1 protein-coding gene is annotated in these 1207 nt (G+C 44.1%); it reads right to left on the bottom strand.

The genetic code is table 11. From position 1 onward, the window contains the following. Positions 1–962, bottom strand: a 962-nt coding sequence (locus EDC14_RS26450; RefSeq protein WP_132018441.1) for an IS110 family RNA-guided transposase, incomplete at its 3' end; no start/stop codon positions are given. Between the last annotated feature and the right edge of the window lie 245 nt (positions 963–1207).

Below are 1207 nucleotides of genomic sequence, written 5' to 3'. Positions count from 1 at the left end.
GCTTTTACCGCTTGTACCAAGCTTGCTTTTAGAGAACTATCTCCTTTACGTGTTTTACCGCTTTTACGTTTCCCGGCACTTTCATTGTTACCGGGGCAAAGGGCTGCCCACGACGCAATATGTCGATCGGTGGGGAAGCGGCTCATATCTAAACCTATCTCAACAAGGATCTGTTCAACGACTCTTCTTCCGATTCCCGGAATGCCATCCAGCCTCTCGATGGCTTCCTCAAAAGGGCGCATACGTTCCTCAATTTCTTGACTCAGTTTTTCAATCTGCGCATCAAGAAAATCGATGTGCGCAAGTTGTGTCTCTAGCATCATCTGTTGATGTTTACCCATTAAACCTTGTAATGACTTCTCTAAAAGTGCTGTTTTGCTTTTCATTCGTTTTTGAGCAAATTGGGCCATTTCTTGAACATTGCTATTTCCTGCAATAAGCGCCTCAAGAATGTTTCTGCCTGATTTGCCTAAAATATCGGAGGCCACGTCTCCTAGTTTAATGTTCGCTCCTTCGAGTACTTTTTGGATGCGGCTCGCTTCTCGGGACCTTTCTTCAATCATCTTCCGTCGATACCGCACAAGCTCCCGGAGTTCCCGTTGTCCCTTGTCCGGAATATAACTGCCGCGAAGCAAGCCATGCCGTAACAGATCCGCAATCCATTCCGCATCTTTGACATCGGTTTTCCGTCCAGGAACTGCTTTGATATGTTGTGCATTTACAACTAATACTTTGATATCTGTTGCTTCGAGGAGATTATAGATGGGTTTCCAATATACTCCGGTGCTTTCCATGGCGACGATTGTGCATTGATTTGCTTCAAGCCAGTCTACCAATTCTAATAAATCGCTGGTCATTGTCCCGAATGTTCTAATTTCTTTGCCTTTCGGAGTAATTAAACAAGCGGTAACCGATTTCTTGTGGACATCTATCCCACAACAATATGGATTGATAACTTCCATTTGCGTTTCCCTCCATATATAACCGGTGTGATGAATTGTATCTTAGAAACTACTTAGCGTACTCCCTTTAAAATGGGGTGACAATTTGTTGTGCCTATATTCATCATGGTCAGACTTATTCACGGGCTACTTGGCACCAAGTGATCCCGACCTTCTTTCACCGATTACTTCCTTTAACGCAATTCTTTCATTTTCATCGCTTCGCTTGTCCCAACTTTGTTGGGGTGGGGGGCTTATTCACAAAA

The sequence above is a fragment of the Hydrogenispora ethanolica genome (assembly GCF_004340685.1).
In the GTDB taxonomy this organism is placed as follows: domain Bacteria; phylum Bacillota; class UBA4882; order UBA8346; family UBA8346; genus Hydrogenispora; species Hydrogenispora ethanolica.
The sequence above is the reverse complement of the archived record's forward strand: the minus strand, read 5'-3'. Positions and strand labels throughout refer to the sequence as shown.